The organism is Oscillibacter sp. (assembly GCF_031978065.1).
GTDB lineage: Bacteria > Bacillota > Clostridia > Oscillospirales > Oscillospiraceae > Oscillibacter.
This window is the reverse complement of sequence record NZ_DALZCH010000033.1, coordinates 21,418-30,512: the sequence shown is the minus strand read 5'-3', so window position 1 is coordinate 30,512 and position 9,095 is coordinate 21,418. Positions and strand designations below refer to the sequence as shown.

5 protein-coding genes are annotated in these 9,095 nt (G+C 54.3%); 4 read left to right on the top strand and 1 reads right to left on the bottom strand.

Annotated features, from left to right (window positions below):
• The 3 genes from RTK01_RS06900 to RTK01_RS06890 all read left to right on the top strand — a co-directional run.
• On the top strand, positions 1–481 hold a 481-nt coding region (locus RTK01_RS06900), incomplete at its 5' end, for a D-Ala-D-Ala carboxypeptidase family metallohydrolase (protein ID WP_312280266.1).
• Positions 482–541: 60 nt separating this feature from the next.
• Positions 542–1,900 (top strand): hypothetical protein, encoded by a 1,359-nt coding sequence (locus RTK01_RS06895; RefSeq protein ID WP_312280265.1) that lies wholly within the window; start codon positions 542–544, stop codon positions 1,898–1,900.
• A 12-nt stretch (positions 1,901–1,912) separates the two neighbouring features.
• Entirely contained in the window at positions 1,913–6,655 is a 4,743-nt protein-coding gene (locus RTK01_RS06890) for a hypothetical protein (protein WP_312280264.1), read from the top strand.
• A 189-nt stretch (positions 6,656–6,844) separates the two neighbouring features.
• Here the strand turns inward: RTK01_RS06890 and RTK01_RS06885 are convergent, their stop codons facing one another.
• The gene (locus RTK01_RS06885) at positions 6,845–7,453 is read right to left on the bottom strand and encodes a single-stranded DNA-binding protein (RefSeq protein ID WP_312280263.1); all 609 of its coding nucleotides are present in this window, start codon (positions 7,451–7,453) and stop codon (positions 6,845–6,847) included.
• A 223-nt stretch (positions 7,454–7,676) separates the two neighbouring features.
• On the opposite strand from RTK01_RS06885, the gene RTK01_RS06880 reads away from it, so the two are divergent.
• Positions 7,677–8,852, top strand: coding sequence for an Mbeg1-like protein (locus tag RTK01_RS06880; RefSeq protein ID WP_312280262.1), 1,176 nt, complete (start codon positions 7,677–7,679; stop codon positions 8,850–8,852).
• Positions 8,853–9,095: the final 243 nt, after the last annotated feature.

The window sequence follows — 9,095 nt, the reverse complement described above, 5'->3', positions numbered from 1 at the left end:
TGATACCGTGCTGATCTCTGCGGAGCTGGTGGCGCTGCTCCAGAAAATCCGGGACCACTTTGGAAAGCCCATCACCGTCAACAGCGCCTACCGCACGGCTACATGGAACGCCAAGCAGGGCGGCGCTCCTAAATCCCAGCACCTTTTGGGCATGGCGGCAGATATTTCTATTGCGGGCGTGTCGCCGCTGACGATTGCGCAGTATGCGGAGTTCTTGCAGCCGGGGGCCGGAGGCATCGGAGTATATAAGTCCTTCGCCCATGTGGATGTGCGGAGTACCCGGACGCGCTGGGACAGCCGCAGCGGCAGTGAGAAGGTCGTCACTGGCTGGCCGGGGTATACGGAGGTGTCGGAGCTGGACAAGGCCGTGGACAAGCTGGTAGCCACCGGAGTGATTGACAGCCCCGACCGCTGGAAGTCCGGGAACTGGACGAAGCGGGCCGTGGAGCTGCTGATTATCAAGATGGCCGCTAGAATGTGAACGAGAGCCGAACAGGGCGGGGCGCTGCCCCGTCCTGATTTTCTAAGAGAGGTGGATACGATGGCAAAGACAAACGGCCCTGACATGTCCCGCGACACGTCGAAAGCAGGGCAAACTGTTCAGCAAGGGCAGTATTCAGTATCATATGACAGCGACGGGTATGCAAAGAGTGGTACAAAAACTTCTGACAGTCCCGGCGTTGTTGTTGATGGCAAGTATTACAGCTCTGAAAGTTGGGGGGGAGGGGGAAGTTCTAGCGGCGGAGGGAGTTCGTCCGCCAGCAGCACGCAGAATTCTGCCGGAACATCTTCCACGGGAAGCGATTATTCAAAGTATTTGAAGGACCTGTATGCAGCGCAAACAGCATCCCAGTTGGCGGCGCTGAAAAGCACCTACGACCAGAATGCGGCGGATTTGTCGGCGCAGGCTGCAAAAATCCCTCAGACGTATTATGCCGCCCAGAATGACGCGGCGGCGCAAAACGAGATTGCGAAGCAGTCTTTTAACGAGTATGCGGCATCCCGGGGGCTGAATACTGGCACGTCCGGACAGGCTGCGCTTGCCAACTCGGCGGTGCTGCAAAAGAATCTTTCAGCCATCAGTACCGGCGAAGCGGATGCACTGAGCGAAAACGCACTGGTTGCACAGAAATTAAAGTCTCAGTACGATTCGGCCATCAATCAGGCGCAGGCCAGCGGTAATGCTCAGCTTGCGCAGGCGCTTTATCAGGAGTATGTACGTCAGGCGGATGCGCAAACTGCGTCACAGGCGGCGCAGCAAGCGCAGGCAAACTGGGAAACGCAGTATCAGACGCAATTGCAGCAGTATGCAGACAGTCAGAATCAGTGGCAGCAGGAATTCAATTACAGCAAGCAGAGCGACGCCCAGAAGTACGCCTATAATTTGGCAGCGTCCATGCTTAGTCAGGGGGTAATGCCGGACTCATCCACGCTGACCGCTGCTGGAATTTCTTCTACCGATGCGCTCAATATGAAGTTGGCAGCGATGCAGGGGCAATCATCTGGGGCCGTCTCGGGGACGCTGGTTAAGAAGTCCAATAAAGACAAAGACAAACCCGTGTCGTATGATAATGGGGGGTTAAGTACCGCACAGATCGAGCAGCTGCAAAACTACTATGGCGTTACCGCAGACGGGTACTGGGGGGCCGCTTCCACCAAGGCCGCAGGGACGCTGGGAGCCGATCAGGCGTGGTATAACTATAAGCTAAACGCGGGTGGTTCGACGGGCGGAATAAATGTTGCCAATTATAACGGATTGAAACGGACAATCTCCACGTATAAGGCCGCCGGAAAGAACGATAGCGCGGCATCGTACATCGCGGCAAATTGGGACAGCCTGAATGCCGAACAGCAATCCGACCTCAGAAAGTATTGCGCGGAAATCGGTATTTCAATATAACCGGAGGGGCATATGGCAAAGCTTGACATTAAATTTAATAATGGCGGTAAAACATACTCGTTTGATACTGCGACCGCAAAGAAAAAGCCGGTGTCTGTCCAAGAGGAAATGCAGGACAGCGACACCCACCCCAATGATCCCGTAACAAGAATGCTGATTCGCGATTTGTCAAAGCAGGGCCGCACAAGCCGTGTCGCTGACACGGTGAGCGGTGCTTTAAAGTCTACGGCAGGGGGTCTGATGGATGCGGCGGGGGTACTGTATCAATCTGGGCAAAATGCCCGGAGCGCTGGGAATCAGCAGATTTTGGACGAATATAAAACCACCCTATATCGTGCACAGCGGGAGCTTTCCAACATGCAAATTGAAAACGCCCGCACACCCGGCGCATGGGGCGAGGTGGACCTGCAAGCGCAGAGAAACATTCTTGCGGATGCCCGTAGGAAATACGATGCTATGAACAAGGTTGTTCAGGGGGGCGTGCAGGAAAAGGCCACGGAAGCGGCCAGAGATTTCGCCGGTGGCGTCACCGCCTCCGGAATGCAGGATGTGGAGCGTGCTAAGGAGGGCATGGGCAAGCTCGGGCGGCTGGCGGTGGACGTGGGCGTTGCCGGGACGCAGATGGTGGCGGATGTTGGGATGGCGGCGATTACCGGCGGCAGTGCGCTGGTTCCCATGGCGGCCCGTGCCTTCGGAGGAAGCACGCAGGACGCGCGGCAAAGCGGGGCATCCTTTGGGCAGCAGGTGGCGTATGGTCTTAGCAATGCTGCGCTTCAGGTGGGCACTGAGAAGATGTTCAACGTGGCCGCTCCGTTTAAGAAGATGTTTGGCGCGGGCGTGTTGGACAAGGCCCTCGAAAAAGCGACGGCCAAATTGACGGGGAGTGCCGCAGGACGTGCTGCGTTGTCCACGCTCAGTGAAGCGTCGGAAGAAACTGTGGCGGGGATTCTGGACCCGCTCCTGAGGGCGGCCACGCTGGGCGAAAAGCCAGAATGGGACGCTGGGCAGATTTTGCAAGAATCTCTGGTGGGCGGCATTTTGGGCCTTGCCGGGTCTGGCGTGGAGATTGCCACGCAGAAGCGCGGGAATGTTGCTCAGGAAGCCCCAGGAGCGACAGGGCGTGACGCGGCAGGGGATTTGACTGCCGGGCCGCAAACGGCCCCCACGGAGGCCGTAAAAAGTGCCGCCAACCCCAACGGGTTAACGGCACTAAGTGAGCGGGAGCAAATTAATTTATCCAGCGGAAAGAAAAATAAGATTGTGTCGTCGTTTAAAGACACAGTGGATTTTGTCAGAAATGCCTTGCAGAATAAGCAAAATTCAGATCGGGCGTATCTTGGAAAAGTTCCGGATTCAGTTGCGCAGAAGGTTCTGTCGGATACTGGCGTAAATATTTCCGGATATAACGCAGTGCTTTCAAGTGATGCTGTGCGGCACATGTTTAAGAATCACGGGGACCCAATTGTAGAATCCGCGCGAGGGCAGGTATCTCTTGATCCTAAAACCGCCGCTAACATTACGTTGGTATTGTCAAATCCAGACAAGGTTACTTTTTCAAATCAAACGGATGCTTTTGGAAGACCGACGCTGATGTTTGAAAAGCAGATTGGGGACAACTACATCACGGCGCAAGCTGTTACCGATGGGACAAAGTCTCTTACCACGGATACGATGTACATAAGAAAGAAAGCGTCCCCTGCTACGGTTGATGAGATGCAAACATCCCCCAACCAAACGTCCGAAACGGGCAGCAGGTCAACACTTTCTATAAATAGTATACCCAGTTCAAACGCAAATGTCAAGAATGATATTCTTTTGGACATATTTACAGGCAAAAAGCGACTTGAAAACGGGGAATTCGTAGACGTTCCTCAGCCTATGGGAGATACGAGTTGGGCCGACGGCAGTTTGGGAAGCGCGCAGGCTGGATTCTCTACGCTGGGCATGCGCGGAACAGAGCAAGCATCCCGCCTCGCGCAGCAGAATCCGTATAATCAGTATCAGGAAGCCGCCACGGCGCTGGACCGTGAGGATTACGCAAAGCTGTTTCGGTATGAGAGCCAGACAGAGCAAAAATCTTTGCATCTTGCGGACGAGCTTCTTTATTACAAGAAGGACGGACAGCGTACGTTCCTGAAAGACATAGACGAAACCGCATTTTCAGAGCTTTGCCAAAGTTTGGACGAGGCTACCGCATGGAATGGCCCCCAGACCGATGCCGCGAAAATGATTCAGACGGAGTTGCAGGGTCGCAGTGTCAACGGAGAGGTTACATCAGAGGAGTATACGAATTGGCTGCGCGTCATGAGTGAACACGCACAGGCCGGGGGGCAAGGTACGCAGGCTTGGGCCAAGTACAGCCGTAGCAGCAATGAAAACGGGTTCCAGTCAGAAAGCGACGCGTGGAAGCGAGTGGAAGAAAATGTGCACCTAACACACGAGCAGAGACAAGACGTTTTCAGGCAGATTGTAAAGTTCGACACCCAGATTGAATCTGTTGAGCCCGGAGATACAAGCGCTATGAAAGACCTGATTTTACAAATTGGGTCTGAACGCGGTGTTTTGCGTGGGGTTTCCGGAATGCAGAGCGAGGCGCTTAAAAAGCTCTCTGATTCTGCTCTGGATGCGCTGACCTTTGACGAGTTGAAGACCTTTGCATACGCATCCACGAGCGCAATTTCAGCGGACACAACCCCCGCCAACCTCGGGCAAAAGCTGAAAACCATTCAGGTTCTGAGTATGCTCTCGAAACCTACCACCGCGGGGCGGAACCTTGTAGGAAATACCACGTTCTACGGAATTGACGCTGTATCCATGAATGGGGCAACGATTTTAGACAAGGTGCTTTCCAATATCACAGGAACGCGCAGCGTAGCCGCAGAAAAGCCCTCCCTTTTTAACAAGGCTTCGAGGGATGCGTTTAAGCGGTCCCTTGCGGAAATTACGCTGGACGTGGATATGGACGGTTCTGAAAGTCGGTATGGGACTTCTACCAATCGGACGTTTAAGGCCAGCGGGAATATCGCAGAACGTTTTATGTCAGCCTTGGAACGCAACCAGGCATATCTTCTGAACGCTACGGACGAGTTTTACAAGGGGGCCGCGCGGTCTACTGTGGATGCGACGCAGGCGCTTGTTGACAGCGGAAAGATCAAGACCAGTAACGGGGGATATGCAGCAGAACAGGCGGATAATCTGGCGAAGTACCGTACTTTTCAGGATAACAGCCGAGCTTCTGTGGCAATCCAGACGGTGCATGATCTTTTGAACATGTTCGGAGTTGGCGATAGTGGGCGCACCGTCGGGGGAAGAACTATTCACGCTTTCGGTGCTGGCGACATCGTGGCTCCGTTTACCAAAGTCGCGGGCAACCTCGTTTCGCGTGGAGCAGATTACAGCGTTTTCAATGCGGCTAAGGGCATATTTGAAATGGGTAGCGTAATTAAAGACGCGGCTGGCGGAAAGGGCGTTGACCCTGCAAAACAAGCGAGGGCCGTTTCTGACGTATCCCGTGGCCTCACTGGGTCCGCCATTGCTGCGGGGTTCTACGCGATAGCAAAAGCTGGACTGCTGCGCAATGCCGATGATGACGATGATCAAAATGTCGCAGCGCTGAATAAAGCGGAGGGCATGACCGGAACGCAGCTCAATCTTGACGCGCTGGGCCGCACGCTGAATGGGCAGTCCACAGAATGGCAATCTGGAGACACTTTGCTTGATCTTTCCTCTGTGGAGCCGCTAAACGTCCTGATGAACATTGGGACAAAAGCGGCACAGTGGGATGGAAATACCGGGATTGTCTCAAAATTCGGCGACGCGGCTAATGCTCTCGCGGAGTCCTCGGCAGATCTGCCGGTACTTCAAAATATCGGGCGGGGAGCCACCGACATTTTCAAATATGGGCGGGGCTACAAGGAAGTCATTGCAGAGCAGACGGCGAATACACTTGCCTCCTCTGTAATACCAAATATAGTTGCGGGCGTCGCAAAGGGAACTGACGACAAAGTGCGCAGTACCTATTCCAGTGGGACGCTCGGGGGGAATACGGTTGATATGGTCAAGAGTAAAATCCCCGGACTGCGCCAAACATTACCTACCTCTGTTGATAATTTCGGAGAGGAGAAGACCTATGGGAGCAGTGACGCAGGGAACTTCCTGAATGCCGTGTTTAATCCTCTGGGGGTAAATACCTATTCTCAAAGCAAAGTCAGCAAAGAACTTCAAAGCGTCCGGGAAAAGACTGGCGATGCGTCTATTTACCCTGAAAAAAGCGCAGTCGGCTCGTCTGTATCCATTGACGGCGAAAAGCTGGAGCTGACATACGATCAACGGCAGAAATTTCAGGCATTTTACGGGGCGACGAATATGGCCTACATGAGTACAGTTATGGGGAGCCGGGAATACCGCAGCGCAAGCGCAGATGAAAAGGCGGAGTATCTATCCGAGGTTAAGGCATACGCCTACCAGAGCGCAAAGCACCGCATTCTTGGAGCCGACACTCCCAGCATCGTAGAAAGGTACGACGGCGCGGCAAAACAAGGAATCGGGTTTTGCACCATGTACGACTACTCCCGGCAGGCAAATGCGTTGACTGCTGATAAGGACAAGAACGGGGAATCTATAACCAACAGCAAAAAGGAAAAAGTAATCGCCCTGATTGACAGCATGGATATTTCAGTTAAAGCAAAGGATTATTTGTACTATGAGGTTGCGGAGTACAAGGACACAAGAAGCTCCTATGCGTCGTGGCATTAAAAAGCGGAGGGGATTTCCCCTCCGCTTTTGCGTTACACAGTTGCGACACAGTGTTAGTTGTTTTGATTGGTACTGCTAGTAAAGAATTTACAAAAGTTTTAAATCAACGTTGGACAAAGCTTATTTTAAGGCCGCACACCGAATTTTCTAGGTTTTTTTTGCGGTCCGGTTATGTAACACAGGCGAGATTCAGGGCTCCTCGTCCGGTTCGTCGGTCAAATGCATGACGGAAACCTCGTAGGCCGTACGCTGCTGGGGTACGCCGTCCACGACCTTTGTATAGACGCGGCTCTGGAACCGGCCTTCCACGCCCAAGGGCTCACCGACCTTTCGGCGGCTGACGCTTTGGGCCAACTGTCCCCAGACGATGACGGGCAGATAGTCCGCCCGGCTGTATCGCCGGCCCACGGCCAGCATCACATCGCAGATGCTACGGCCAAGGGGCGTGCGGCGGAGGATGGGGGGCTTGCACAACGTCCCGGTTAGGAGAATGCGGTTGATCGGTTTGCCGTCCCATGGCTCCATGGAAGCGGCATAAACCGTCAGTACCAGACGGCTGCCGCAGCCGCTTTTATTGTTGAAGGAGCGGAGCTGGCCGAGGACATGTACGTTTTCGCCCTCCGCAAGACAAGGCGGCAAGGGCGCGCGCACAAGCACAGGGAGCGTGTCCAACTGGCCGGAGAGACGCTCCACGCGCAGGGAAATGCAGTAAAAGCTGACGTCGTGGTTTTCGTGGGAAAAGCTGGGAGGGGCGGCCACCGTGCCGCACAGCTCCACTTCGTTTCTGGTTTGTTCCATGCCGTACACCTCTGTCCGTAAAGATGACGGGACAGAGTCGGCGCGCCGCCGACCGCATCCCATCGCAAAACCTGCACCGCCCGCAGTCACGCGCTTTTGCGCGGACACTCGCAGTGTGGTACAGCCTATGACGGGCTTGTCTGAAATAGACCGGAAGATTTCTCTTTCCAAACGGAGGAATTCGCATATAATAAAGAAAAGAAAAGGGGAGGAGGCGCGTTCCATGGCAAATCTGATGGACTATCTTGACTGGCGGGGAGATTTAACCTTTTCTCAGGCGCCCTTCAATGAGGTTGACAGCCTGATTTTTTCAGAGCTGGCCTATGCCGATTTTCAAGGAATCGTCCCCGGTGTGGACGAGAAGGGCGGTGTGCCGCTGCGTGAAGCGGTGGAGCGTTTCTTTGCCGAGGGTAGGGAAAAGGAACTGAAGAGGAGCGTGCTGCTGCCGGAGAAAATTCCGGGCATGCTGAAAAAGCTAAGCGGCTCCGTCCGGTTTCAGGATTTGCTTCTGAGCTGCTGCGAGGAGCATCTGGACGAGGTGCGCCGGGAGCAGTTTGCCGCCATTTCTGTGGAGCTTCCGGGGCGGACGACGTACCTTGCTTTCCGGGGAACGGACGACACGCTGGTTGGCTGGAAGGAAAACTTTGATATGGCTCTTCGAGACGCGGTTCCCGCCCAGATACGGGCGGCAGACTACGTGGACAGGGTCGCCAGACAATACTGGGGCTGGAAGCTGTACCTCGGAGGCCACTCTAAAGGGGGAAATCTGGCGGTGTACAGCGCCGTACATTCTAAAAAAACGGTTCAGAATCGGATCCTTGCTGTTTACAACAACGACGGACCCGGCTTTCGGGCCACGCTTACGGGCCGGGAGGAGCACCGGCGGATCGCGGACAGAATTCACACGATTCTGCCCAAGTCCTCCGTGGTAGGTCTGCTGATGGAGCACGAAGAAGATTTGACCGTGGTGGATTCCACGCAGATAGGAATTTTGCAGCACGACGGCTTTTCCTGGTGCGTAATGGGATCAGAATTTGTCCGGGTGGACGACATGACCGATATCGAAGTAAACGACAGAGTGCTGAAGGCGTGGGTAAACGGCCTCAATCAGGAGCAGAGAGAGCGATTCTCCGACGCGCTGTTCGAGGTGCTGTCCGCGTCCAGCGCAGACACGCTGGCAGAACTGCGTGCACAGGGACCCAAGTCCGCCGTTGCCGTATTAAAAGCGCTGGCGGTGCTGGACAAAAAGACGTTGACAGCGCTGAATTTTGCCGTGGGTGTGCTGTTTAAAACCGGTACCCAGTCCCTACTGGAGGATTGGAAGAGGGATGGCCGCCGCCTTTTTAAGGAGTGGGCAGACTGGAGAGAGAGCCGGAGCGAACAGGCGGAGAAAATGTAAAAAGCTCCGATGGGAAGAGATTTCCACCGGGGGCTAAATCGATTGTCTCCAGACCGCTTTTTTCAAAAAAGTATTTACTTATAGGGAGCGCGCTCTATGAGCGGACGGAGGAAAAAATGCAGGGCCCCGGGGAATTTACTTCCCCGGGGCCCTGTCTTGCATCGCCAACAGGCGATAAACTTGTTTTCAAATAAGCGTCCTTAAAAAAGGCATCAAAGCAAGTCTTTGAACGCTTGAAATTTG

What these genes read in the sequence shown, in the direction of transcription:
- RTK01_RS06895 (WP_312280265.1), top strand. Translation starts at nt 542, where the DNA reads ATGGCAAAGACAAACGGCCCTGACATGTCCCGCGACACGTCGAAAGCA.
- RTK01_RS06890 (WP_312280264.1), top strand. Translation starts at nt 1,913, where the DNA reads ATGGCAAAGCTTGACATTAAATTTAATAATGGCGGTAAAACATACTCG.
- RTK01_RS06885 (WP_312280263.1), bottom strand. Translation starts at nt 7,453, where the DNA reads ATGGAACAAACCAGAAACGAAGTGGAGCTGTGCGGCACGGTGGCCGCC.
- RTK01_RS06880 (WP_312280262.1), top strand. Translation starts at nt 7,677, where the DNA reads ATGGCAAATCTGATGGACTATCTTGACTGGCGGGGAGATTTAACCTTT.